A 24,104-nucleotide genomic window follows, 5' to 3' on the forward strand; every position below is an offset into this window, starting at 1 on the left:
ATGTCTATACTTCTATCTATATTTTACTTTTTTTATTTTGCAATTATTGGTGTTTATATAATATTTATGCCTAAAGTTTTGGCATTAAGTGGCTACTCAGCTAGTGAAATAGGCATCATTTTTGCGGCAGGACCACTTGTTAGATTTATACTTCCTTTTTTCTTTACAAGGGGTTTAAAGCTTGATTTTAAAACTTTTAAAATTGCTCTTGGTTTTATGTTTTTTAGCAGTATCTCTTTTTATTTTTCACTTGATAATTTCTATAAAATTCTTTTCTCAAATATTGGACTTGGCATAGGTTTAAGCATAGTATTGCCATTTATAGAGCTTATCTCTTTGAGTATTATTGGCAAAGAAAGATATGGAAAAATTCGTCTTTTTGGTTCAGTTGGTTTTGTTCTTGTAGCTCTTGTTTTAGTAAAATTTTTAAGTAGTGCAGAGATAGCATTAAATTATCTTGTGGTTTTAACTTTTTTAACTGTTGTTTTTGCTTTTATGATAGGGAAAAATACAGATGCTAAAGAGAGAAAAATACAAGAAGTAAAAAATGATATTAGCTTATTTAAAGACTACAAACTATGGGTAGGACTTACTCTTATGCAGGTAAGTTTTGGAGCATTCTATAACTTTTTTACAATCTATGAAACTGATTATGGTATTAGTTTAGATATGACTATCTATCTCTGGAGTTTTGGGGTTGTAGTTGAAATAGTTATGCTTTTTTTTCAAGGACGATTTTTAAGAGGAAATCTACTTTTTATTTTACAGTTCACAACTTTCATAACTTCCATAAGATGGTTTTTACTTTTTTTGTTCCCTCAAAACCTAACTATTTTGTTTTTTTCTCAAACCCTGCACGCTTTTAGTTTTGCACTTTTTCATTCTGCTGCAATTAGCTATTTGTATCATCTATATAAACATAAATCATTAGCACAACAGTTTTTTTCAGGAGTCACTTATGGTTTAGGCGGTTTTATTGGAGCTTTATATGCTGGGTATATCTACGAACTATACCCAACATATTTGTTTTTAAGTGCAAGTTTTATTGCACTTATGGCATCTGTGTTTCTTTATCTTTTTTCTAGGAAAAATAAAATTATTTCTTAATAATCTATTACCAAGTTAGCTGTAAAAGTAGTATCTGTATTTTTCTTTCCTGTTGGAGGAGAGTTCACATAGTCAGCTTTATAGCTTATACTAGCAGAAAACATATCTGAAATTTTACTAGATAGTGCAGTTTTTGAATATGCAAAATAAACACTAGAGTCTTTAAACTCTGCTCTATAAGTCAACTCTTGATAAAAGCTTAAGTTTGTTAAGACCTGCCAAGTATAAACACCTTTTGCTCTATATGAGCCATATTTATTAATCATACCTCTTGTTGTGTTGGTAGTAGCGATGTTATTTGCATTTGGATATGTTATGACATTTCCACTTGCATCATAGTTTGTATCTTCTACATTATCTTCTGAGTAAAGTAAACTTCCCCCTAAGTTAAGGTTATGAGCATCTGTTTTGATAGCAAGATATTTTATCCCCGGACCTGTGTATGCTTGATAATCAAAACCAGAAAATTTATCTTGTTTATATCCAATGAGGTAAGTTCCTGAAAGTCTATCTGTAAAAGAGTATCCATATCCTAGTTCAGTAAAAAATTTGTTTTTACTTTCTATATTATTATCTTGGGCATATTGACCATCAAATAAAATGCTAAGTAGATGTTTATCCCAACCCTTTTTAGCTTTAACCTCAAGAATAAAAGTTTTTGTTTTAGTATTTCCATCTGTTTTTATAAAACCTAATTCCGTGTGTGTCATAAGCTTTTCATTTGGTGGAAGTTTAGCTTCTAATTCTTTTACTTTGTCATTTGCTGTTTTTGCCTCGGCTTTTGCAACACTTATATCATCTTGTAGTTGATTTGCCATTATTAATGAATTAACAACTAGCAGACTTAAAACTATTTTTTTCAAATTTAACCTTCTATTTTATTTGTGTGAATATCCATTTGAGGATATGGAATTGAGATTCCTTTTTCATCAAATGTAAGTTTTACTTTTTCTAACATTTCGAAATATACATCCCAATAGTCTTCCGTGTTAACCCATGCACGAAATACAAAGTTTACACTGCTGTCTCCAAGTTCACTAACCGCCACAAAAGGTGTTGGTTCACTTAAAATTCTACTGTCATCAATCATAATTTGCATTAAAGTTTCTTTTGCAAGTTTTAGGTCATCACCATAACCGATGCCAAATACATGATCAACTCTTCTTTGTGTTTTGTTAGAGTAGTTTATAATATTTCCACCAACGATAGAAGAGTTAGGCACTATAATAGTTCGATTATCTAATGGTGCTATGATAGTTGAGAAAAGATTTACATCTTCAACCGTACCAGTAGCTCCTCCAGCTTCAACAAAATCACCAACCTTAAAAGGACGAAAGATGATGATAAGAACAGCCGCCCCAATATTTGCCAAAGAGCCTTGAAGTGCTAAACCGATAGCCAAACCAGCTGCACCAAAAACAGCGATAAAAGAGGTTGTATTGACCCCAAGTGCATTTAAAGAAGCTATAACTACCATAATTAGCAGCAAGAAATATATTAAACTTTCACTAAATTCTATAAGCGTTTGATCTATATTTGCTTTTTGCATTAATCTTTTGCTTAAAGATGTGAGCTTTTTAACTGCCCACTTTCCTATAATAAAGATTAATAAAGCTGCAATAATTTTGAGTCCATATTGACTAACATACATAATAATCATATCTGTGTATTTTGAGATTTCCATCTTGCTTCCTGAGTTTTAATAAGTTGAATTATAACAAAAATTATCGAGATATTTAGATATCTCTTGATACCTATGTAGATAAGAAGAATTTACTTGACAAAGAAGTTGTCTATATTTTAAATAGTTTTTCCAAACTTTTTGACTTGCTTTTTCTTTACCTCTTTTTTTTAACTCTAAGCTAACAGCAGCATTTATAAAACCTTTTAAGAGTTTTATTTCATTGTCATCTTCAAAGCGTCGTGGAAACCAAATGAATTCAAGTACCTCGTGAGCATCATAGTATCGCTCTTCATTAAGACACTTGACAAAATCATCCAAATGCTTATTCAATTCTTTCTCGCATAGTTGTTAAAATCAAACATACTTTATTCTAATGTTTTTTATATTAAAAAGAACTGATTAATTTTAGATACAATTTCACATGGCAAAGAAAAATAAAAAAAGTTCTAAAATAAATCAAAAAATTAGACAGTATTTTGATGATGACCCCTTTGATGTAGGGATTCTACGAGTTAGTTCTCAAACACTTAGTGAGATGTTCGCATCTCTAGGTATCTATGACATAGAACATAATAATGAAGTTCTAGTTAAAACTGCAAGAATGCTATGGAGCGAAGCAGATAGTAGTTTTCGAGGGGAAATTTTAAACTTTTTTGCGAATAATGGGGAGTTTTATAAATCAGACAAACCAAAAGTAATTAATCTTGAGAGAAATGATAAAATAGACCTTTTTTTACAAGAACTAGATGCGAGTGTTGATGAGGCAATTCTTTTAAGAGATGCTTTTAGTGAAATAAGAAGTAAAAAAATTACTATAATTAAGATGGAGTCAAAGCTTCGCCACATAAGATTTGAGCAAAAACGCTTAGGACTTCAAAAGAAGTTAGATGGATTTTTTAACATAGATGATAGTTTTGAGTTCAATGCGTCTATTCACTATGTTTTATATACTCAAAGTTTTCATAAAATTCTTACACTTTGCACAAAACCATATGATGACATATATATCCAAGAAACAGATGATGAAAGCATAGTTGCTAAAATACAAGAAGATAAAAATAATGTAATTAAGACTAAACAAGAGAGTGTTAACTCATTTATAAAAAATCTGCCTACTAAGCATCTATACTTAACACAAAAAGAGATAGTCTCTTCTCTTCGTACTTCCCCTCCAAAAACAAAAACGCAATTTCCTATATTAAAAGAGTCTATACTGCACTCCATTATAGGGACTCACTTAGATATTTTAAATTTAGAATTGCATGATGAAGAACTTTTAATAAGCATTGAGCATAGTTGTTTACTTCCATTATCTACAATAACACATAGTTATATTTTAGAGATTCACATAGAATTAGATTCTATTTTGGAAGATATTTGGCAAGAAAATAAACTTGATTTTACTTCTGTTATCCAAGATGCGAGCAAGCACCAAGAAGAAGATTTTTTATATGCTTTATCTCAGATGATAGCTGAGTGTGAAAATTATGCAACTCTCTTGCATCTAAGTAAAGAACAACTTCATCAAAAAATCTACCCTCTAATGTTGGAGAGATTGGGAACAACTCTAAATCTTAACTCTAAAATAATCAGAAAAACTATAAGAGCATTCGTAAGAGATACACATGATGAGATTATAAAAAAACAGACTCAAGCACTATTAGCTAGAACAATTAGGGATTTTAAAAATTTATTTCCAATCGCAAGAGAGATGAGACGAAAGCTAACTCTTCACATAGGACCAACCAATAGTGGCAAAACTTATGAAGCGATGAAAAGATTAAAACAAGCAGATACAGGTTATTACCTTGCACCTTTAAGACTTTTAGCACTAGAAGGTTATGAAAATTTAAAAGCAACTAGTATAGAAGTTTCACTTATTACAGGAGAAGAGCAACTTTTAAACGAAGATGCTACTCATATAAGTTCAACTATAGAGATGCTAAATTTTGATGTTGATGTTGATGTTTGTGTTATAGATGAAGTTCAGATGATTGATGACCGTGATAGAGGTTGGGCTTGGGCAAATGCTATTATTGGTGCTCCTGCAAAAGAGATTATTATGACTGGTTCCCCAAATGTTAAAGAAGCTATTATTGCTTTGGCGGATTATTTGGGAGAAGAGTTGGAGATAGTGGAGTTCCAAAGAAAAAATCCGTTAACTCTTTTAGAAATTCCAACAAGTCATAAAGATGTAGAAGAAGCGACAGCAATTATAGCCTTTAGTAGAAAAGATGTTTTGAGATTAAAACAAGAGTTCTCACGGGATTTTAGCGTTAGTGTTGTTTATGGTAATCTTTCTCCTGAAGTTAGGCGAGAGGAGGCTAGACGCTTTAGAGAAAAAGAAACCCAAATATTAATAGCTACAGATGCTATAGCTATGGGGATGAACTTACCTATAAAAACTATTCTTTTTTCAAAAGCTGAAAAATTTGATGGTGTGAGTCAGAGAAAACTTTTAGTTTCAGAAGTTTTACAAATCTCTGGTCGTGCTGGTCGTTATGGTTTAAATGAAGAAGGTTTTGTAGGAGCCTTAAGTGTAGACGCCTTACGGGTAGTTAAGAAAAATTTTTTTAAAGATGCAAAAGAAATTTCTATACCTTTTAAGGTTATGGCAAATTTAGAACATATAAAGTTGGTTTCAAATATTTTAGAAGAAAACTCACTTTATGAGATTTTAAAATTTTTCGTTGAAAATATGGAGTTTAATGGTCCTTTTCATGCTTCAAATTTAGATGACATGCTTGAAGCGGCTAAAATTGTTGATGAGTTTGACCTAGATATAGCGACAAAGTATCATCTTTCTTGCGCTCCTTTGACTTTAAAATCTCCATATATTGTGGCAGCTTTTGAGAGTTATATCTTATCACTTGAAAAAGAACTGCCTGTTGGGTATGTTATGCCATCTTTAGTTGGGGAGTTTGCCACAACAACAGATGAGTTACTAAGAGCAGAAGATATGGTAAAAGAAATTTCTCTTTATCTTTGGCTAAGTTATAGATTTAATGATTATTTTTTAGATGAGCAAAAAGCACGAAGATCAAGAGGTATTCTAAACTCTTATATAGAAAATTCTCTACAACAGAGCCATTTTGTACAAAGATGTAGAATCTGTACAGCAGCACTTCCAACAAATTCTAAGTACTCTATTTGTCAGTCATGTTTTAAGAAGAACTATACTCGTAAAGGGTTTAAAAAGCCAAGAAGGTCTTAGCTTTTAAACTCATCAATAGTTGATTGTAATGAGTTGGCAATACCAACAAGTTTTATTAAATCACTTTCAATACTCACAATACCTGTATTGTTCGCAGTAGAAATAACATCTATTTTAGAAATATCTTCAATAATAATTTTAACATTTGAAGATATTTCAATAGTATCTTCTGCTGATTTATTAGCAACTTTTGTTGAACTATCAATAGCATCTGATGTGACAGTGATCTTATTTTCAACTTCATTAGAGATAGTAATTAAATTTTCAATATTATTAGTATTTTCATGCATCTTGTCACTTACATCATTTATAGACTGAACAATTATACTAACACTTGTATCTATTTCAGTAAGACTCTTTTGTGTTCTTTCAGCAAGTTTCCTAACCTCATCGGCAACAACAGCAAAACCTCGTCCATGCTCACCCGCACGGGCAGCTTCTATGGCAGCATTTAATGCAAGAAGGTTAGTTTGTTCTGCTATATCTTTTATAACAGTTAAAACATCTTTAACGCTATCGGCGTCATTTTTTAAACTAAGAAGTTCAGTTGACAATTCATTTTCTATTTCTACAAAAGAGTTAACTTCTCCACTTAGTTGATTTAAAGAAACTTTTGCACTTCCTAGTTCGTCATTAGCATTTTGAATATTTTTTTGAGTTTCTTTTGAGGCTTCCATATTATCTTCTAAAAGTGTTTGTATAGTTAAACTCTTTTCATTTGTTCTTGCAACTATCTCTCTTTCTTGCGCAGTACTCTCTCGTATAACATGACTTGACTGTTCTATCTCAGTTGCAATAGATGAGTTTTGTAAACCTAAAGATTTTACCTCATTAATAGTACCTTGAATCATTTGGATAAAGTTATTTACTTCTATCGCTGCATCACCAAATTCATTTCCTTTATGAAACTCAAGTCTTTTTGTTAAGTCTTTATCTCCTCCAACAAGCTCTGAAATACGGTGTTTAAGAGTAGAAAGAGGTGTAAATATTTCTTTTGTAAAAAAGACACTGGCTCCAATAGCAAAGAAAAAAGCACCAATTATTAAAAATATAATAAGAGTAGTTTGTGTAGATGCTATCTCTTCATCGTTTTGATTTAAAGAGATTACTAGGTCCATCGCACCTAAAATATAACCTTCTTTAACATTATAGTGGCAAGACAGACATTTTGCTTCTGCAGCCATAGGTCGAATCATTCGTATAGTATGATTTCCATTTTTATTTGTTTCTATGATTTTTGTTGTTTTTGAGTTTATAACCTCAACAAGAAGTGCATCTGTTGTGAAAGCTTCATCTGGAGAGTAGACCTCTATAATAGCCTTTGACTTTGCTATCGCAAGACTTTCTATACCGTCTATCTTTTTAGCAGCTTTAAAAGCATCTTGGACTATTGCAGGGTCACCCATCATCATGCTACCTGTCATAGTTTGAAAGATTGACTCGCTAAGCATTTTAAGTGATTTTTGAGTGGTGTGTTCTGATAGTTGTTGCAGAGTTGCTGATAGGTAGTAAGTAATACCAACAAGACCTACGATACTTAATGATATTACAGATGTAATTACTTTAGCTTTAACTGTCTTAAACATGCAAAACTCCTATTAATAATTTAATCGAAGAGTATATCACAAATATGATATAAATTTATTTTTTATGACGAGTGCCTTTTTCTTCTTCTATTAATTTACTTAAGATTGAGATAACTTCAGAAGAAGCTTTTTCGGCATTATTGAAATAAGTCATAATATTTTGAGCGTCTTGTGCGCATGTTCCATTTTCAACACACTCAACAGCTTTTTTGATATTTTCATGTACTTCTTTATGCGGTGTTTGCATTTTAGAAAAGCTTGCGCAAGTACCAAATTTTTCTTTCCCTAAACCTTCAAAGTACCATTTTCCCAAACGACATTCATTGTCGTTTGGAAAATGTCCTTTAACCTCTTCAGAAAATACTGTTTTATATCCATTTGCTTTAAAAATTAGGTGGTCAAGTTTACTCAGAACTGCAAAAGTAGAGTAAGTTACATCTGTTGTTTCTTCTTGAATTTTTGAAGAGTTCATTTGTAGTTTTTGCATTCTGTTTTCAAATTCTATCATTTGTTCGTTTGATTTATTTGATAATTTTTCCATATGTGAAGAGTGTTCATGAACTTCTTGAGTATTTTGTTTTAAAGATGATACTGAGATTTCTACCTCAGAAGTTGCTTTTTGCGTTCTTTCTGCTAGTTTTCTAACTTCATCAGCAACAACAGCAAAACCTCGTCCATGCTCACCCGCACGAGCAGCTTCTATGGCAGCATTTAATGCAAGAAGGTTTGTTTGATCTGAAATATCTTTAATAAGATCAATAACATCTGAGATGCTCTCAACATTGTTGTTAAGAGTTTCTACTTGCTCAAATGTAGCATTGATATGTTCAAGTAAAGATTGAAGAGTTTGAACTAAATTTGAAATATCTGAACTGCTTGTATCTATAAAACCTTCATTGGTATGATTTAAAATATTAATATCGTCTAAAGCGTTTAAGTTAGTATTTAAATCATTTTGAAGTACTGTAAGGTCTGTATCACAAGCATTTGTTAAACCTTTTGTAAGATCTCTTATCAAATCATTCATGGTAGCATCTTCATTATTTGTGTTGCTTTGATTTGTTAAGTTCCTATTTTCTATTATAGAAGCATCTAAAGAATTTTGTAGTTCTAAAATTTTTTCATCTTTGGCTCTTAATTCAGCCTGATATTTGTCGCAGTTTCCAAAAAACATTATTTTACCACCTTGTATTTAAATTATATTTTGAAGTATTGTATTATAAAATAACTTGATATACAATATTTATAACTTTAAAGTATAGACAAAGCTCTTTTTACATCATCTTCTGTTATATCTTGTCTTCCATGACCAAAATTTGTTTTTTTCTTTAATTTACCAAAATAGTAGGTGTCACCACCTAGTTTAATCCCTAAACTAAGAGCCATAGCCGTTATAGGGTGACCAGCATTTGGTGAGTCATGCTTTTTGCCATCTTTATAAAAGGCAAAGACATCTTTTTTTTAGCGACAATCATTATTAATACAGCAGTTAGTCTTGATGGAATGTAGTTGGTAATGTCGTCTAAGTATGCTGCTATTTTTCCATATTTTTCATATTTCATATTTCTGTATCCAACCATGGAGTCCATTGTATTTATAGCCTTATAAATCACAATCCCATCTAAACCAAAAAGAAGTAGATAAAAAAGAGGTGCTATAACTCCATCACTTAAATTTTCAGCGTAAGTTTCAATAGATGCTTTATATATATCACTTTCGCTCATATTTTGTGTATCTCTACTAACTAACATAGAAATGCTTTTCTTTTTGTTTGTACTAACTAAGATTTCTAGGACTGAATCATGTAACATTTTATGTGCTATAAACATAGATGCTAAAATAGATGTAAATCCAATATTTAGAACTATGTTCAAGTTATTTAAAAATGTGCTAATACTTATGGATACAAAACTAACGCAACAAATAACAAATAGAACAAGTAATAAACCTCTAAGTACGCTGTCTTTGTAAAATTTATGTTCAAAAAAACTAATAATAGAGCCAATAATTATGACAGGATGTTTTATAAAACGAAATTCTCCAAAGCGTTTATCAATTAGGTAAGCAAGAAAAGCTATAAAAATATTAATCATATAACTTATTTAAAATAGCATCTATATCTACATATTCATTTATATGAGCTGCAAACTCTTTTATGGCTTTTTGTTTTTGTTTTTTAAAATTATAACCTTTATAGTTTTGGTTTATTTCTTTAAAAAATTTAGCTCGTATTTCATCAGAGTCAAAAAGTCCATGAACAAAAGTAGCATAAAGATTTTTTTTACTTTTAAAAAGTTTTTTTGTAACCCCATTGTGAATCTCATATCCATCAACCTTGCAATCAAATAACTGATAGCTTCCTTTTTTTACAATTTTTTTCTTTTTAAAAGTTACTCTACCTTTTAAACGACCAAGCCCATCAATCTTTTTTTCAGATGATTCTATTTGATTGGGGTCTAAAATCTTTTTAAACATCATCTCATAACCGCCACAGATAGCTACTACTTTTTGTTTTTTGTTTTTTAAAATCTTTTCAAAACCATTGTTGATAAGCCAAAGTAAATCATCAACAACTCTCTTACTTCCTGGTAAAACAAGCATATCACAAGATGAAACCTCACTAACAGATGAGATAAAAGAGAGTTCTATCTCTTCGTCTAAAACTAAAGGCTCAAAATCTGTAAAATTACTAATATGAGGAAGTCTTATAACACCAACTTTTATGATGGCTTTTTTTGTATCTTGAACATAGTTCATAATTGACTCACTATCTTCAAACCCAAGGTTAAAAGGTTTAAATGGCACAACTCCAAAAACAGGAATTTTAAATCTTTTTTCTATGATTTTTACGCCTTTATCAAATAGACTCATATCTCCTTGAAATTTGTTTACAATTACACCTATGACATTTTTTCTAAGTTTTTTTGGTAAAAGATTATAAACACCATATATAGATGCAAAAACTCCACCTCTTTGAATATCAGCAACTAAGATGATTTTTGTTTTAAATTCTTCAGCTACATAAATATTTGAGAGGTCTTTATCCATGAGGTTTAATTCAACTGGACTACCAGCTCCTTCAGCAACTATGCACTCATACTTTTTTTGTAAATTTTTAAAAGCTTTTTTGACATGAGGTTGCAAAGTTTTTATATCTTGGTAGTAAGACCAAACATCTTTATCTCCAACACTTTTCCCATTTACAATTATATGAGCTTTTGATTTTCCACCTGACTTTAAAAGAACTGGATTCATATCTGTTGTAGTTTTAAGTCCTATGGATTCGGCTGCAAAATATTGCGGGATTGCTATCTCTCCACCGCTATCACAAACTTGTGAGTTGTTAGAAACATTTTGAGCCTTAAAGGGAGCGACACTAACTCCTCTGTTGTGAAAAAGATATGTTATAGCAAAGCTAAGAGTTGATTTTCCAGCATCACTGCTTGTTCCGAATATACTTAGAGAGTTCATTTATTTTAACTTTTTAGAAGTTGTGTCAATAGTTTTAATGAAGTCCTTTTCTATGTTTGAAAGGGAATTCTTAGTTTGTTCTTTATACTTTTCATATTCTATGGTTGCTTCTTTCATAGCTTGGTTATGGCTTATAGTTCCTGCGTGAGTTAGTATATCTTTTCCAGTCATTTTCAAAAAGTCATCAATTTTCTCCAACCAATCTTTCATATACATTGGTACTTGATTCATTGCTTGTATCTCTGCAACCTCTAAGTAAGCTGTAACCATGCGGTTAAGTATGTTTAACTCATTTTCATTTAAATAATTTTTTGCTGTCTCTATTTCTTTTTTTAGAGGTTTATCACCTTTAAAAGATACAAGACCCATATTTTCTTTTGAGCTATTTGCTCTTTGGTAAAGTATCTCAGCAGCTGTATTGCCATGTGCAGCCCAGTGCATTTTATTTTGAATAGTTTGAAAAAATAGTATAGATGCTTCATCTTTTGCATCATAGTCTATGCTTGTTGAGTAGATATCAAGAACTTTTCTCCAAAATATTTTCTCACTACTTCGTATATCTCTAATGCGAGATAGTAGCTCTTCAAAGTAAGTCCCACCACCTGCTTCTTTTAGGAGTTCATCATTCATAGTAAAACCTTTTACTATGTACTCTTTAAGTCTTGTGGTAGCCCATTGACGGAACTTAGTACCTTGTGGAGAACGAACTCTATATCCAACTGAAATTATCAAGTCTAGATTGTAAAAATTTGTTGGTTTAGTAGAAAAATCGGAATTTCCGATTTTTCTCAAACTTGATTCTTTTTCAAGTTCTTCGTCTCTGTATATATTTAAAATATGTTCGTTGATAGTCGAGCGACTTTTTTGAAATAGTTCACTCATTTGATATATTGTAAGCCAAACAGTTTCATTTTCTAACCGAGTTTGAATTTTGGTTTGTCCATCTTCACTTTGGTATATTAGTATGTTTGAGTTACTCATTCTTTAATAGCCTTATCTTTAGTTAGTTTTGCATTGTTTTTTCATATATTTTATTGTATCTTTTTTTAAATTAAGTGTCATCTCAATTTTATTCATCTCATTAGTCTATAATCATAAAAAGGAATCAAAAATGAAACTGCTACTTTTCCTAGCCATAATATTTACATTATCCTCATGCACAACCAAAATAAAAGTAAATAAAGAAAAGTCGGATGATAGGAGCAGTTTTTCAGAGGTTTGGAAACAGGTGGAGTCTGATCCTTTAGCAAAACTGCCTCATGGAAGTGTTTCATATTTTAAACTCTTTACATTTAAAGAAGACATTATTCTTCAAGATGCACACAGAACGCTAAATGACCATGCAGATATTTTACCAGCTTTTGAGAAACTTGCTCATCCAAACGGCATCTGCTTTAGAGGCATCTGGGAAATAGAAAAAGAAAATATATATAGCGGTTACTTTAAACAAAATAGCAAGGCTCTCATTATTGCAAGAGCATCTACCGCAACTTCAGATACTTTAAGAGGAAGTAACAGAGCATTTGGATTTGCTGGAAAACTCTTTGCCTCTACAGATGCAAATGAGGTAAATAACGAGAATAGTGCAAACTTTTTTCTCATAGACGACTTGGGAGGAACAGATGCTAAGCATTATAAAGATGTAGCCATGAGTAATGAACCAAATGTAAGTATGAACTTTTCAATGGTAAAAAACCTTCTTTATGCTCTAAAAGTATCTAGTGCTTTTAAAGAAGCAGATACAAATCCTGGCATCAGACAACTATATGAAATATCTCAACTCGGAGAGAAAGCGAGCAAAAATATCGTTACTCCAAAATGGATGAAGATAGAAGCAGCTGATGACAAAAGAGTAGATGCTAAAGATTTCCGCGATGAGCTGAAAATCCAAAAAAATGAAAAATTAGTTTTCAATATCTTTGTAGCAAACAAAATGACAGGTACTAACAAAGGGTGGCAAAACATAGGAACTATAACACTATACAAATCAATAGTGTCTGCATCGTGTGACCAAAGACTGCACTTCCATCATCCAAAATGGCGTTGGGATTTAAACTACGGAGATAAATAACAAAACCTAAAAACTATTCAAAGCCTCTGTTAGTTTGTTGTGAGCGTTAGTGGTTTTAACTGCGAAGCGTAGATGCTCACTTGTTAAAAAATCAAAACTTTCACAAGGTCGTATAAGTATTTTATGATGGAGCAGATGCTCAAATATCTCTTTTGATTTTTTTGATTTTACCAGTATAAAATTTGTATCACTTTTGTAGATTTTATCAAAAAGTTTTGAGCTTTGTAAAATGTCAAAAAGTTCTTTTTTTTGCTTTTTATGAAGCTTTTTAGATTTACGCTCAAACTTCTTATCCATAAGCCTTAAAGTCAAAAACTCAGAGTCAAAAGATGAAATATTCCAAATAGGAATTTCTAGTTGTTCAATATTTCGTTTTTGTGAAAAAATAGCACCTATTCTTACTCCAGCACAAGCATAAAACTTAGAAAATGATTGGATTATATATAGTTTTTTGTAATTATTTATTTGATTTCTCAAAGAATGAAGGTTTTGGAATTCTAAAAATGATTCATCTAAAATAATCGTACATTTTTGCCTCTTCCAAAGGGCAAAAAGCCTAGTTAAGTCATAGTAAGTTGCATCTGGAGTTGATGGATTGACAAACACTACAACAGAGCCTTTCTTTGGCTTTTTATAGAGGTTTTTAAAACGGTTTATTTTTATAACTTTTGCCCTTTTACTAATTGCCTTTTCATACTCACCATATAGCGGAGCGTAGAGGTAGATTCTCTTGGCATCTAAGGATTGTAAAAGAGAATGTATAGCAGTTGTAACACCATTATAAAGAGCGACTTGATTCTTTTTTATTTTGTATTTTTTAGTGATTGTTCTTCTTAGATGCGGGTAAGAGGTGTTAGCATATTTAACTATCATGTTATCAGTTAGTGTTAGGTTTATTTTTTTAGTATAAAGATTTATGTTTGAAGAAAAGTCTATTATCTCATCTGCTTTACACTTTAGTTTATTAGCATATTTATATATGTTAGCACCATGTTTCATCATAACAACTCTTTTGCTTTGTTAGTATTTTTGTATTCATAAACTCTCTTTAGAGCAAAAAAATGAGAGGCATTTTTCATATTTTTTATGAGTATATTTTTATCTATTTTTTTGATTGTTCGTTGATTATATGTTTTTAAAAATATATTTATAGCGTAGTTGTTATCTTGTTTTATGTCAAAACCGATAAGCCCAACTGCCGCGTCAAAAATAAAAGAGCCACAGGAAGAATCTATAAAATCAAAAACTCCGATTTTTCTTCCATCAAAAACAGTATTGTCTTTAAAAATATCTCCATGAATTATGCCATCATTTTTAGGAGTAAAATCTTTTAAAAATTCAAACTTTTTATAGTAAAAGAAATAGTTATTTTTTGCATAGTCTAAAGCTTCTTTTATTTCATTTTTGAAAGTATTTTCTATATTGCATCTGTTTTTTGAACTTATGAGATGCATCTTTGCAAAAAATCTTGCAAGTTCTTGAAGATGATAGGCTTTTATATTCTTTGGCTCATCCCCTTTTAATCTTTCATAAAGATACCACTCATCTTTTTTATCAAGCATTAGCGGAACATTTAATCCAGATGCTTTTAAAGTTTTTAGTAGTTTAGCATCTAGCGTTATCTTTTGTAAAATATCTCTTTCGTATTTTTTTAAAATATATGAATCATTTTTGGTATGAACTATGTAAGTCGTGTCGATGATACCTGAGGTTGTTGGAGTAAGTTTAACAAAGTCATAAGATTCAAAAAGTTTGTTTATGGCATCTAGGCTAATTTTACTCTTTACGCCCATATGCTAGATGCTCTTACTTTTGTTTATAATAAGATATATGAAAAATGGGCCGCCAATAAGAGCCGTCACTATGCCAATAGGAAGTTCACTTTGAGTTTGTAAAGTGCGCGTAATTGTGTCACAAAAAACAAGAAAAAAACCACCAAACAAAGCTGTCTTAGCGATGCGATTGTTAACAGTTACTGGGTATAGTTTTGTAACTATATGCGGGACTATTAGCCCCACAAAACCGATAGGCCCACTAATGCTTACAAGCGTTCCAATAGCAAAAGAAGAAACTATAAGTAAAATCAATGTAATTTTTTTACTGTTTACTCCACGGAGTTTTGCACTTTCATCAGAGATGCTAAGAAGTTGGAGTTCATAACGAAAAAGATAAATAACGAAAAAAAGTATAAGTGAAATTATACCAATGGTGATAGGGTACGTCCAACCAATAACACTAAGTGAACCCATAGTAAAACGAAGTAATATATCATTTTGCATAGTGTTTCCAAGGTAAAACAAAATCATCAAAGCAGAAGTGTAAAAAAGTGAAAGAGTGATGCCTAAAAGTAAGAGTGATTCATAGTGAGAGTTTTGCAAATACTTTGCAAGAGTGATAAGTAAAAGTATAGTAAACATCGCACCTAAAAAACCAAAGATGCTAATAGTGGCGATACCAAAAGCTAAACTTCCAAGACCTAGTTTTATAGCGATTCCAGCACCCAAAACAGCACCACTTGAGATGCCTAGAGTATATGGAGTCATAAGAGCATTTCTAAAAAGTGTTTGAAATAGCAAACCGCTTAAAGCTAAGATGACTCCTGCAAAAAAAGCAAATAAAACTCTTGGAATTCTAAGATTAAAAAATATGGAATTATCTAAGGTACCATTTATAAAAACTTCACTAACCTTTAAATCAAATGCACCTAAAAAAGGAGATATTATAAGAATAAGCAAAAGAAAAAACCAAATAAAATACCTACTCATAACTAACCGCCAAGTCATTAAAGTCAACCTCATAAAGTTCTTTTAAATTTTCTTGATTAAAAAAATCTTTTTTATAGTATATGGCTTTTGAATCTTTGATAAATAAAGTATCTGAGTCTATAAATGAGGCTAGATGCAAATCATGCGTGATGAGAATAACTTGATGATAATCTTTTAAACCTTTGATATGTTGAGCGATAATTTTAGAGTTCTTAGGGTCTAAATTTGCAGTTGGTTCATCAAAGATGATAATTTTACTTTGTTGAGTTAAGGCACAAGCGATTAAAACAAGTTGAGATTCCCCTGAGCTAAGAGAGTTTATAGTATGGTCTTTTAGATGAGAAATATTTAAAAATTTTAAAGTTTCTTTTGTGATTGTTTTATCTTTGTCTGAGTAGTCAAAAAAGTTTTCTTTATGTGCAAAACGACTAAGAAGTACAAACTCTTCAACACTAATATAAGCATCATAAACTTCAAGTTTTGCAGGAATATATGAGATAAGTTTTGCTCTCTCTTTTAAAGACAACTCTTTGATGTCTTTATCATCAATACTCACACTACCCTCATACTTTATGAGATTACAAAGTGCTTTAGCCAAGGTACTTTTCCCAGAACCATTTGCCCCAAGAATACTTAGATGACTCTCAATATTTAAAGATATATCTGTAAGTATAGTTTTATTGTCATATTTGACACTTAGAGAGTCGAGACTAATCATTAACATATAGCATCTCTGATGGTATCAGTGGATATAAACATAGGCATTATATTAGTATCTTTATCAGGTGAGTTTATAGCTTCAAAGCCAAGTTTTTTATACCATCCATGTTTTTTATCTTCAGCATCTAAGTAAAGTCCTTTAGCTCCGACTTCCTCAGAAGCTCTTAAAACGAGCTTAAAACAATGCTTTAAGAGTTTAGAACCATAACCTCTGTTCGCATATTTTTTATCTACTCCAAGCATTATTATCCTAAAAACAGGTACCGAACTTGGTGAAGATTTTAGAGGTATCTCAAAAGTAGATTTTTGAATGCTAAAAGTTGTTATTGTATAAAAACCGATAAATCTTTCTTGGTTATTTAAATCAAGTAAAATATAAGCAGCTGAATAGTCATTTTCAACTTGTTTTTTCATAGATTTTTTTACAAATCTATTTATGAGATCGTGGTTACAATCAAATTGTTTCAACCCATTGTAGGTTTTAGCAAAATCAAATCTTTCGATTATTACATTATCGCTCATTTAAATCATCTAGCTTCATTAAGTTATTCAACTCTCTAGTAGCTTTTGGAGGATGATTAATTATGTTCATAAATTTTTTATACCCATTATTGTTTAACGATAGTGATTCAGATTGTTGTATAACTTCTCTTGCTTTTTGAGTAGCAGCTGAGATGATAAAAGCTGATAAGTCCATTCCTTCTAGCGTTGAAGCTACCTTTAGCATCTCTTTTAACCCAGAGTTTATTTTAGTGTCAAAACGAGAATCCTTGCTAAATCCAATATCTATGTGTGCTGTTTGCATAATCTATCCTTTACGGTTATTGTACGGTTATTATATCATATTTTACGCTATTCTTTGTTTATATAGATGCTGTTGAAATTCTATAAATAATGAGCTTATATTTGCAACATCTCCTAAAATAGCTTTTGCATCTTCTAGTGATTGGTATTTACTTTCTAGTAAAATGGGAAGTTTATCTTGTGAAAGTTCTTCTACACCACTTTGGATATACTTTGATAAAACAAATTCTATAAATTCAGCTTGTTCTTTATTAAGAAGAGCAAATATACTTTTTTTAGCTTCATTTACTCTGTCTTGTCTTGAAATCGGTTTTATATCACTATCAAACACATACTTTAAGACATCAAAAATATCACTGTTATGGGCATCTATGAGCTTTTTAAGAGTGTTTAACTCATCTGCTCCGAAACCTGCTTCATTTAGTTTTTCTAAAAGTACTTTTCTAGTTAATGGCTTACTCCAAATAGTTCTTAGTTCTTCTTCATTTTTAAAAAACTTTGGTAACTCTCCAAAAAGATTTTGCAAAAATTCTTCACTAGAGATTGGCTTTCCATCAGCACCCCAAAAAGAGGTAGAGAGCATATGCTGTATCTCTCTCTCTTTTCCATCGCTTAGTTTTACTTTGATTTTTTTAGGTTTTGGATTTGGCTCTTTTGGCTCACTTGGAGTTTTTGGCTCATTTGGCGAAGTGATTGGCTCTGGTTCTAAAGGTTCTCCATCCCACTCTGGGTCTGAGAACCTTTGATACGCATCTACAAAATCATAAATCGTAAAAAACTCTTTTCCATCAAACAGCCTAGTTCCACGACCAATTATCTGTTTAAACTCTATGATTTGTTTTACTGGACGCATAAGAACAATATTACGAATGTTTCTAGCATCTACACCTGTAGAGAGTTTTTGAGATGTTGTTAATATGGTAGGAATTAGTTTTTCATTATCTTGAAACTCTCGTAAAAATTGTTCGCCTATTTCGCCATCATTGGCAGTAACTCGGACACAATATGATGCATCTGTACTTGTTTTTTTATATTGGTTTACTAAGTCACGGACAGCGGCTGCGTGTTCTTGAGTGGCACAAAAGATGATAGTTTTGTCATTTTCATTTGCCGCGTCCATAAAGATTTTAACTCTTTTTTCTTCTCTTTGTTTTATCTCTATAATCTTGTTGAAATCTTCCTCTTTGTAAAGTTTCCCTTCTTCTATTTCACCTTCTATAATATTATCATCATTGGTATATAAGTAATCATCAAGAGTTGTTTTGATTCGTTTTACTTTAAAAGGTGTTAAAAAACCATCATTTATGCCATCTTTTAAAGAGTAGATATATACAGGTTTACCAAAGTAATCATAAGTATCTACATTATCTTTGCGTTTTGGAGTTGCTGTAAGTCCTAGTTGAACAGCAGGAGAAAAATACTCTAAGATGCTACGCCAATTTCCTTCATCATTTGCTCCACCTCTATGACACTCATCGATGATAATAAAATCAAAATAGTCTTTTGGATATTGCCCAAAATAAGGCTCATTTTTATCGCCACTCATAAACGACTGAAAGATAGTAAAAAAGATACTTCCATTTGTTGGGATTTTGCCACTCTTTTTTATCTCTTTAGGTTTGATGCGAACCATCGCATCTTCACTAAATGCTGAAAAAGAGTTAAAGGCTTGGTCTGCTAGTATATTTCTGTCTGCTAAAAAAAGTATGCGTGGTCGTCTTTGAGCATCTCTTTTTAGGTTCCACCTTGTGTGAAAAAGTTTCCATGCTATTTGAAAGGCTATGGCTGTTTTACCTGTTCCTGTTGCAAGTGTTAAAAGTATGCGGTTTTTGTTTTGAGCGATTGCTTCAAGAGCATTTTTAACTGCTATTTCTTGGTAGTATCTAGGTTGCCATGTTCCACTTTTGTTCTCAAAAGGGATAGATGCGAATTTTTCTCTCCAAAGGTTTTGGTCTGAGTAAGTCTTCTCCCAAAGTTCATCAGGTGTTAAGTAACTTGAAACTAAACTCTCTTTGCCAGTTTTCATGCAGATGCTATAAATCTCTTTACCATTTGTGGAGTAAGTAGTTTCAAGTGAAAGTTTTTGTGCGTAAAGTTTTGCTTGAGCAACACCCTCGCCAACTTCTAACTCACTTGCTTTTGCTTCAACAACAGCAAGTTTAACACCCTTGTAAACTAAAATATAATCAGCTATAAGTGCCTTAGTTCTACCGCCACCCACTTGGATGCGACCATCAGTTATGCGACAAACATTCTCTTCACGAAAAATCTTAGAATCTTGTACAACTCCCCAACCACATTCACGAAGTTTAGGGTCTATAAGTTCAGCTCTTGTTTGGGCTTCATTCATCATCATTGCCTATTTCAAAAAGATTTGTTTTTGGTAGATAGTTCTTTTTTGTACTAACAGATCTGCCTAACTCTTTTTCAGTTTGAGTTCTTGCATTTCCAGCGACTGCTCCACCACGAGAGGCTACTTTTTTACTTTTTTCTAAAGTATCTGGTTTTTCCTCTTTGGAAATTTCAGTAGTTACTCTTTCGCCTAACATAGAAAATATAAGTTCTAAATCATCCATATGGTCACGAAGATTTGCATTTGATTTTTCAGGTAAATTTTTATGAGTTTTGTATTCACTTGGAGTCATGCCAAAAGTGGCTTTAGAGATTTCAGCTGTTAAAATCGCAAAATCTTTATGCTCTTTTATGCCTCTTTCTTTCCACTCATCTGTAAGATTTTGATGAATAGCAATTCCACGAAGTCGTTTGTCTATCCAGTCTTTTGGATAACCTTTTTGTTCATAAAGAGTTTTCATACGCTCTTGTGCTAGTTCAGGGTTTTCTATCTCTTGGATGCGTTCATGTCCAACTTGTGCTAACCACTGCTTAAAAGGTTCAGCTTTTGGTGATGGAATGGACTGGATAATTCTTAGAATACTTTGTGTGTTTGCACAGTCAGTTGTTCTCATTTTTCCATCAGGAGCTTTCAATTTCAACTGTAGACAAACTGTCGACAGTTGAAATTCATCTTCAGAATTGACACGAATTTTCATTTTATACCAATAATCACGAGGATTAGAACTATTTGTTAATACTTGGCAAATATCAATGACTGAATAATACCACTCATCATCTTCCCAAACTCTTCTAATCTCTTTACTTTGAAATATTACTAATTTGTCGTTTTTATTCATGTTAGTTCTCCATTAAAGGCTTTTTGCAAGATGGATTTTTTTAGTTCTTCTAGGTCTCCCAGTTTTTGGGTGTAGATGGATTCTAGTTTTTTTGTTTGTTTTTGAGTGGATTCAATTTTCTTAATAATTCTTAATTGTTTATCTATTGTTGGAAGGTTGTAAATTTTAAATGCTCTAATGTCTTTCATATTTATATGCTCAACAGTTGCACCTTTAGAGTGAGAAAGAAGTTTTTTTTGTACATCTTTAGAAAGAATCAAAAAAGCTAAATATTTAGAAATAAACTTCTCTTTCTTTGGTCTAATTAAAACTGTTCTTTGCCCTAAACATACTTTTATATTTTTTGGAATAACAGCAATGTTACCAGCAGGTGCTTCTCTAGCTAATATTAAATCATCTGCTTGTGGCATTGCTCGTCTTGTCCATTCCTTGTATGTTTCTTCAGATACTTTATTGACTTTATTTAAAAGTAAAATTCCTTGCCCTATATTTGGAGTTCTTATTGATGGATAACCAGTTTCTTGAATTGGTGCTGTTTTGTGCTCACAATCTACAATTAAATCACAAATACTATCTAATGTTTCACTGTTAGAGCCACCATTATTATTTTTAAAAATACCTTGCAAATAAGATTCAAAAAGCTCTTTTGCATTTTGTAAGTTTAACTCTGCATTTGCTTTTGCCTTAGCTATCGCCAAAAAAGCCTCATCTAAAATAGTTACTATTTTTTCTTGTTCTTGGAGTGGAGGAATTGATATTGGAAATTTTCTTACTGTTCCTACATTTAAGTTTCCAACACCTGAACCACTTATACTGTCTTTAGCCAATTTTTTTATATAACTAGAGTTTAAATAATATCTTAAAAAATAATTATTCAATATATTTGTATCAATCTTTATTAAGGTTAAACTTACAAAAATACTAAATTCTATATTATCTTCAATTACTGCTGCTTCACCAAAACTACCGACTCTAGTATAAAGAATATCCCCAATTAAAGGTTTATTTTTCTTTGTTAATTCATTGTGAAAATCTTCTGAAATATATTGATGCTTTTGCCAAATTACTTTTGCATTCTTAACATTTCTTGCAGAAAGAAAAGGAATACCATTGTCTATATAATTAGGTTTTTTGGCTACTCCACAAGTAATTAAAGTACATACATCTTTAAGCCTCCGAATTTCCCACCCCTCTCTCAAGACATTACCCTTAGTTATCATTTTTAGTTTCTTTTTTACTTAAAAGTTTTTTAGAATTACTAGCATTTACAATAGCCTCGCCTGTTTCTTTTTCTATCTCTAGTCTTGCTGATTTGGCAGCATTGCCACCTTTTTTTGCTACTTCTTTGTTTTGTTTTAGACCTTGTGGTTTTTGTACTTTTGAAATCTCTGTTGTTGAAGCTTCTGCTAACATATTTAAAATTAACTCTAAGTTAGACATGTTGTCTCTTAGGTTCTCTTTTTTTAAACCTTTAAAAGCCTTGTATTCTTTAACGCTTTTTCCAGTCCAAGCACGAGTAAGCTCATTTGTTAGTATGCCAAACTCTAAACCCTCCTTTACCCCTCTTTGTTCCCACTCATCAGTTAGCTCTTTTCTAACTTCTATACTCTTTAGTCTTTGGTTTACCCACTCTTTTGAGTAGCCTTTATCTAAGTAGCTTCTCATTGCTCTATCAAAAGCTAACTCAGGGTCTTCTATCTCATCTATTCTCTCGCTTCCAACTTTGGCTAACCACATCTTAAATGGTTCAGCTTTTTTAGATGGAATAGATTGAATTATTCTGAGTATACCCTCCATATCTGATGCTTGAATTTTACGATTTTTCCCATCATTTGCTTGCATAGTAACTAGGGTACATATTGTACCCCAGTTGGAATTTAACTCAGGATTTCGTGTTTTCATTTTTTTTATGTATTGTTTAACATCGGTACTCTCTGATAAAATTTGAACTATATCTTGTACTGAAAAAAACCATTTTTCTTGACTCTCATCCCAATGGCTTCTAACATTTTTTGTTTCAAATATTTGGACTTTATTTTTCACACTAAGCCTTTAATAGTTTTAAGAATATTTTCACTCTCTTTATCTAACTCCGCCATAGCTTTTAAAATCTCTTTTGGTTTTCTTAGAGGTGCTTCTTCTGGAGTATTTGGATTTTTAGCACTCAAATCATAAGTAGTTTTATCTATATCTTTTAGTTTTAAAGTCCAAGAGTTTTCACTATCAGCTTTCGTTTTTTGTAACTCTACAAACTCTGCTAAATCTTTTGCATTTAGAGGGTTTGTTTTTCCTAGGTTTCTATCAAGGTTAAGTGAGTAAAACCAAACTTTTTTTGTGCTAAGACCTTTATCAAAAAAGAGAACGACCGTTTTAACACCTGCACCTGTAAAAGTACCTGCGGGTAAGTCTAAAACTGTATGCAAATTACAAGATGTTAAAAGCTCTTTTCTTAAGGCTATAGATGCATTGTCTGTGTTACTTAAAAAAGTATTTTTTATAACTACACCTGCCTTGCCTCCCGCTCGAAGTATTTTGATGAAATGCTGTAAAAATAGAGATGCAGTTTCTCCCGTTTTTATGGGAAAGTTTTGCTGAACTTCTGCTCTTTCTTTTCCGCCAAAAGGTGGATTTGCTAAAACAACATCATAACGGTCTTTTTCTTGTATGTCTGATAAATTTTCGGCCAAAGTATTTGTATGTATGATGTTTGGAGCTTCAACACCATGGAGTATCATATTCATGATGCCGATAATATAGGCTAGTGACTTTTTTTCTTTTCCATAAAAAGTGTTTTTTTGCAAAGTTGTAATGTCTGAAGTAGATAGTTTTTTACTTTCACTTAGGTATGCAAAAGCCTCAACCAAAAAACCTGCTGAACCTACCGCTCCGTCATAGATAGTATTTCCTATCTTAGGATGTACAACTTTTATGATGGTTTTTATGAGAGGTCGTGGAGTGTAATATTCTCCTCCATTTCGCCCTGCATTTCCCATGTTTTTGATTTTACCTTCATAAAGATGGCTCATCTCATGCTTTTGTATATGTGTTTGAAAACGAAGTTCGTCAATGTGGTTTAGAACTTCACGCAAATTATAACCACTTTGGATTCTGTTTTTTAACTCACTAAATATCTCACCGATTTTGTACTCAATAGTATTGGCACTTGTAGCATTTGCTTTAAACTTTTTAAAGTAAGGAAATAGCTCATTATTTATAAAGTCAGATAAATCATCACCAGTTAAAGCATCATGGTCGATTTTTCCATTTGATAGTTTTGGAGCAGCCCAAGTTTTCCATTGAAACTCAGATTTTATAATATTTGTGTAAGTTGTTCCCATAAGTTCACAAGCTGTTAGTTTGTCTTTTTCTAAATCATCAAGGTACTTTAAAAATAAGACCCAAGAGGTTTGTTCTACATAATCAAGCTCACTTCCACACCCTGCATCTTTGTGGAGAATATCGTCTATATTTTTAAAAGTTTGTTCAAACAT

General features: G+C 31.7%; 23 protein-coding genes and 1 pseudogene. 3 read left to right on the forward strand and 21 right to left on the reverse strand.

Going from position 1 to position 24,104, the window contains the following annotated elements:
• Nucleotides 1–1,107: an MFS transporter gene (locus MOV42_RS00500; RefSeq protein WP_324171864.1), complete on the forward strand. Its 1,107-nt coding sequence runs from the start codon at nucleotides 1–3 to the stop codon at nucleotides 1,105–1,107.
• On the opposite strand, the gene MOV42_RS00505 is transcribed toward MOV42_RS00500, so the two are convergent.
• From MOV42_RS00505 to MOV42_RS00515, 3 genes are read right to left on the reverse strand one after another with little or no spacing between them, the layout of a single operon-like run.
• Nucleotides 1,104–1,970 (reverse strand): DUF481 domain-containing protein, encoded by an 867-nt coding sequence (locus tag MOV42_RS00505; protein ID WP_324171865.1) that lies wholly within the window; start codon nucleotides 1,968–1,970, stop codon nucleotides 1,104–1,106. The two genes, MOV42_RS00500 and MOV42_RS00505, sit on opposite strands and share 4 nt — an antisense overlap.
• Before the next feature lie 2 nt (nucleotides 1,971–1,972).
• Nucleotides 1,973–2,791 (reverse strand): mechanosensitive ion channel family protein, encoded by an 819-nt coding sequence (locus MOV42_RS00510; protein WP_324171866.1) that lies wholly within the window; start codon nucleotides 2,789–2,791, stop codon nucleotides 1,973–1,975.
• Between the two features lie 15 nt (nucleotides 2,792–2,806).
• Entirely contained in the window at nucleotides 2,807–3,121 is a 315-nt protein-coding gene (locus tag MOV42_RS00515) for a DUF309 domain-containing protein (RefSeq protein ID WP_324171867.1), read from the reverse strand.
• A 91-nt stretch (nucleotides 3,122–3,212) separates the two neighbouring features.
• On the opposite strand from MOV42_RS00515, the gene MOV42_RS00520 reads away from it, so the two are divergent.
• Nucleotides 3,213–6,005, forward strand: a complete 2,793-nt coding sequence (locus tag MOV42_RS00520; RefSeq protein WP_324171868.1) for an SUV3 C-terminal domain-containing protein — start codon at nucleotides 3,213–3,215, stop codon at nucleotides 6,003–6,005.
• Here the strand turns inward: MOV42_RS00520 and MOV42_RS00525 are convergent.
• The 7 genes and pseudogenes from MOV42_RS00525 to MOV42_RS00550 form a co-directional block, all read right to left on the reverse strand.
• Nucleotides 6,002–7,591 carry a methyl-accepting chemotaxis protein gene (locus MOV42_RS00525; RefSeq protein ID WP_324171869.1) on the reverse strand — a complete coding sequence of 530 codons (1,590 nt, stop codon included), beginning with the start codon at nucleotides 7,589–7,591 and terminating at the stop codon, nucleotides 6,002–6,004. The two genes, MOV42_RS00520 and MOV42_RS00525, sit on opposite strands and share 4 nt — an antisense overlap.
• A 55-nt stretch (nucleotides 7,592–7,646) precedes the next feature.
• Nucleotides 7,647–8,099: a CZB domain-containing protein gene (locus MOV42_RS13960; protein WP_416385462.1), complete on the reverse strand. Its 453-nt coding sequence runs from the start codon at nucleotides 8,097–8,099 to the stop codon at nucleotides 7,647–7,649.
• Nucleotides 8,076–8,765 (reverse strand): annotated as a pseudogene (locus tag MOV42_RS13965) (methyl-accepting chemotaxis protein); the annotation flags it as partial. The pseudogene MOV42_RS13965 and the gene MOV42_RS13960, both read right to left, overlap by 24 nt.
• A gap of 77 nt (nucleotides 8,766–8,842) precedes the next feature.
• On the reverse strand, nucleotides 8,843–8,977 hold the full coding sequence (locus MOV42_RS00535) for a hypothetical protein (protein WP_324171871.1): 135 nt from the start codon (nucleotides 8,975–8,977) through the stop codon (nucleotides 8,843–8,845).
• A 5-nt stretch (nucleotides 8,978–8,982) separates the two neighbouring features.
• Nucleotides 8,983–9,684: an adenosylcobinamide-phosphate synthase CbiB gene (cbiB, locus tag MOV42_RS00540; protein ID WP_324171872.1), complete on the reverse strand. Its 702-nt coding sequence runs from the start codon at nucleotides 9,682–9,684 to the stop codon at nucleotides 8,983–8,985.
• Nucleotides 9,677–11,062, reverse strand: a complete 1,386-nt coding sequence (locus MOV42_RS00545) for a cobyric acid synthase (protein ID WP_324171873.1) — start codon at nucleotides 11,060–11,062, stop codon at nucleotides 9,677–9,679. The genes cbiB and MOV42_RS00545 overlap by 8 nt, the downstream gene beginning before the upstream one ends.
• Nucleotides 11,063–12,043 (reverse strand): virulence RhuM family protein, encoded by a 981-nt coding sequence (locus MOV42_RS00550; protein WP_324171874.1) that lies wholly within the window; start codon nucleotides 12,041–12,043, stop codon nucleotides 11,063–11,065.
• Nucleotides 12,044–12,173: 130 nt separating this feature from the next.
• Here MOV42_RS00550 and MOV42_RS00555 point away from each other — a divergent pair, with 130 nt between their 5' ends.
• Complete coding sequence (locus MOV42_RS00555) at nucleotides 12,174–13,133, forward strand: hypothetical protein (RefSeq protein WP_324171875.1); 960 nt, start codon at nucleotides 12,174–12,176, stop codon at nucleotides 13,131–13,133.
• 6 nt (nucleotides 13,134–13,139) lie between these two features.
• Here MOV42_RS00555 and MOV42_RS00560 read toward each other — a convergent pair whose 3' ends face one another.
• The 11 genes from MOV42_RS00560 to MOV42_RS00610 form a co-directional block, all read right to left on the reverse strand.
• Nucleotides 13,140–14,135 carry an aminotransferase class I/II-fold pyridoxal phosphate-dependent enzyme gene (locus MOV42_RS00560; protein ID WP_324171876.1) on the reverse strand — a complete coding sequence of 332 codons (996 nt, stop codon included), beginning with the start codon at nucleotides 14,133–14,135 and terminating at the stop codon, nucleotides 13,140–13,142.
• Entirely contained in the window at nucleotides 14,132–14,926 is a 795-nt protein-coding gene (locus tag MOV42_RS00565; protein WP_324171877.1) for a phosphotransferase, read from the reverse strand. Before MOV42_RS00565 ends, MOV42_RS00560 begins: the two co-directional genes overlap by 4 nt.
• 3 nt (nucleotides 14,927–14,929) lie before the next feature.
• A complete protein-coding gene (locus MOV42_RS00570; protein WP_324171878.1) occupies nucleotides 14,930–15,916 on the reverse strand; it encodes an iron ABC transporter permease in 987 nt (328 codons plus the stop codon).
• Nucleotides 15,891–16,616, reverse strand: coding sequence for an ABC transporter ATP-binding protein (locus MOV42_RS00575; RefSeq protein WP_324171879.1), 726 nt, complete (start codon nucleotides 16,614–16,616; stop codon nucleotides 15,891–15,893). Before MOV42_RS00575 ends, MOV42_RS00570 begins: the two co-directional genes overlap by 26 nt.
• Nucleotides 16,616–17,032 (reverse strand): GNAT family N-acetyltransferase, encoded by a 417-nt coding sequence (locus tag MOV42_RS00580; protein ID WP_324171880.1) that lies wholly within the window; start codon nucleotides 17,030–17,032, stop codon nucleotides 16,616–16,618. Before MOV42_RS00580 ends, MOV42_RS00575 begins: the two co-directional genes overlap by 1 nt.
• Before the next feature lie 97 nt (nucleotides 17,033–17,129).
• Nucleotides 17,130–17,423, reverse strand: coding sequence for a DUF1778 domain-containing protein (locus tag MOV42_RS00585; protein WP_324171881.1), 294 nt, complete (start codon nucleotides 17,421–17,423; stop codon nucleotides 17,130–17,132).
• A 42-nt stretch (nucleotides 17,424–17,465) separates the two neighbouring features.
• Nucleotides 17,466–19,772 (reverse strand): EcoAI/FtnUII family type I restriction enzme subunit R, encoded by a 2,307-nt coding sequence (hsdR, locus tag MOV42_RS00590; protein WP_324171882.1) that lies wholly within the window; start codon nucleotides 19,770–19,772, stop codon nucleotides 17,466–17,468.
• On the reverse strand, nucleotides 19,765–20,613 hold the full coding sequence (locus MOV42_RS00595; RefSeq protein WP_324171883.1) for a Bro-N domain-containing protein: 849 nt from the start codon (nucleotides 20,611–20,613) through the stop codon (nucleotides 19,765–19,767). The genes hsdR and MOV42_RS00595 overlap by 8 nt, the downstream gene beginning before the upstream one ends.
• Nucleotides 20,610–21,833: a restriction endonuclease subunit S gene (locus tag MOV42_RS00600; RefSeq protein ID WP_324171884.1), complete on the reverse strand. Its 1,224-nt coding sequence runs from the start codon at nucleotides 21,831–21,833 to the stop codon at nucleotides 20,610–20,612. Before MOV42_RS00600 ends, MOV42_RS00595 begins: the two co-directional genes overlap by 4 nt.
• Nucleotides 21,823–22,656, reverse strand: a complete 834-nt coding sequence (locus MOV42_RS00605) for a BRO family protein (RefSeq protein ID WP_324171885.1) — start codon at nucleotides 22,654–22,656, stop codon at nucleotides 21,823–21,825. Before MOV42_RS00605 ends, MOV42_RS00600 begins: the two co-directional genes overlap by 11 nt.
• On the reverse strand, nucleotides 22,653–24,104 hold the full coding sequence (locus MOV42_RS00610; protein WP_324171886.1) for an N-6 DNA methylase: 1,452 nt from the start codon (nucleotides 24,102–24,104) through the stop codon (nucleotides 22,653–22,655). Before MOV42_RS00610 ends, MOV42_RS00605 begins: the two co-directional genes overlap by 4 nt.

Origin of the sequence: Sulfurimonas sp. (assembly GCF_029027405.1) — a bacterium.
GTDB lineage: Bacteria > Campylobacterota > Campylobacteria > Campylobacterales > Sulfurimonadaceae > Sulfurimonas.

What these genes read in the sequence shown, in the direction of transcription:
- MOV42_RS00500 (WP_324171864.1), top strand. Translation starts at nt 1, where the DNA reads ATGTCTATACTTCTATCTATATTTTACTTTTTTTATTTTGCAATTATT.
- MOV42_RS00510 (WP_324171866.1), bottom strand. Translation starts at nt 2,791, where the DNA reads ATGGAAATCTCAAAATACACAGATATGATTATTATGTATGTTAGTCAA.
- MOV42_RS00520 (WP_324171868.1), top strand. Translation starts at nt 3,213, where the DNA reads ATGGCAAAGAAAAATAAAAAAAGTTCTAAAATAAATCAAAAAATTAGA.
- MOV42_RS00525 (WP_324171869.1), bottom strand. Translation starts at nt 7,591, where the DNA reads ATGTTTAAGACAGTTAAAGCTAAAGTAATTACATCTGTAATATCATTA.
- MOV42_RS13960 (WP_416385462.1), bottom strand. Translation starts at nt 8,099, where the DNA reads ATGATAGAATTTGAAAACAGAATGCAAAAACTACAAATGAACTCTTCA.
- MOV42_RS00535 (WP_324171871.1), bottom strand. Translation starts at nt 8,977, where the DNA reads ATGGCTCTTAGTTTAGGGATTAAACTAGGTGGTGACACCTACTATTTT.
- cbiB (WP_324171872.1), bottom strand. Translation starts at nt 9,684, where the DNA reads ATGATTAATATTTTTATAGCTTTTCTTGCTTACCTAATTGATAAACGC.
- MOV42_RS00545 (WP_324171873.1), bottom strand. Translation starts at nt 11,062, where the DNA reads ATGAACTCTCTAAGTATATTCGGAACAAGCAGTGATGCTGGAAAATCA.
- MOV42_RS00550 (WP_324171874.1), bottom strand. Translation starts at nt 12,043, where the DNA reads ATGAGTAACTCAAACATACTAATATACCAAAGTGAAGATGGACAAACC.
- MOV42_RS00555 (WP_324171875.1), top strand. Translation starts at nt 12,174, where the DNA reads ATGAAACTGCTACTTTTCCTAGCCATAATATTTACATTATCCTCATGC.
- MOV42_RS00560 (WP_324171876.1), bottom strand. Translation starts at nt 14,135, where the DNA reads ATGATGAAACATGGTGCTAACATATATAAATATGCTAATAAACTAAAG.
- MOV42_RS00565 (WP_324171877.1), bottom strand. Translation starts at nt 14,926, where the DNA reads ATGGGCGTAAAGAGTAAAATTAGCCTAGATGCCATAAACAAACTTTTT.
- MOV42_RS00570 (WP_324171878.1), bottom strand. Translation starts at nt 15,916, where the DNA reads ATGACTTGGCGGTTAGTTATGAGTAGGTATTTTATTTGGTTTTTTCTT.
- MOV42_RS00575 (WP_324171879.1), bottom strand. Translation starts at nt 16,616, where the DNA reads ATGATTAGTCTCGACTCTCTAAGTGTCAAATATGACAATAAAACTATA.
- MOV42_RS00580 (WP_324171880.1), bottom strand. Translation starts at nt 17,032, where the DNA reads ATGAAAAAACAAGTTGAAAATGACTATTCAGCTGCTTATATTTTACTT.
- MOV42_RS00585 (WP_324171881.1), bottom strand. Translation starts at nt 17,423, where the DNA reads ATGCAAACAGCACACATAGATATTGGATTTAGCAAGGATTCTCGTTTT.
- hsdR (WP_324171882.1), bottom strand. Translation starts at nt 19,772, where the DNA reads ATGAATGAAGCCCAAACAAGAGCTGAACTTATAGACCCTAAACTTCGT.
- MOV42_RS00595 (WP_324171883.1), bottom strand. Translation starts at nt 20,613, where the DNA reads ATGAATAAAAACGACAAATTAGTAATATTTCAAAGTAAAGAGATTAGA.
- MOV42_RS00600 (WP_324171884.1), bottom strand. Translation starts at nt 21,833, where the DNA reads ATGATAACTAAGGGTAATGTCTTGAGAGAGGGGTGGGAAATTCGGAGG.
- MOV42_RS00610 (WP_324171886.1), bottom strand. Translation starts at nt 24,104, where the DNA reads ATGTTTGAACAAACTTTTAAAAATATAGACGATATTCTCCACAAAGAT.